The following is a 214-nucleotide window of genomic DNA, read 5'->3' as shown; positions in this document are numbered from 1 at the left end:
GGAGCATCGGGCGCACCTTTTTTGTATTTGATTCGTGTGTCATTGCCATCTCTCTCGTCTATCTTGATTTGCGTGAAGCAATGTACACGATTGTCTATGTGTTTATTGCCGCCAAAGTCATTGACTTTATCCAACAAGGATCCTACAATGCGAAAGCAGCCTTTGTCATCTCCGAGTCGATTACGGAGATCTCAGAAGCGATTTTACGTGAAAT

Annotated in this window: 1 protein-coding gene; it reads left to right on the top strand. The window is 43.5% G+C overall.

Annotation, left to right across the window (positions count from 1 at the left end):
• Positions 1 to 214: YitT family protein (locus CHH91_RS19765; RefSeq protein WP_176465907.1), on the top strand; the 214-nt coding region annotated here is incomplete at both ends.

The sequence above is a fragment of the Virgibacillus sp. 7505 genome (assembly GCF_002272135.1).
Taxonomy (GTDB): Bacteria; Bacillota; Bacilli; order Bacillales; family Amphibacillaceae; genus Terribacillus.
Note: the sequence above shows the minus strand (reverse complement) of the source record. Positions and strands in the feature narration are given on the sequence as shown.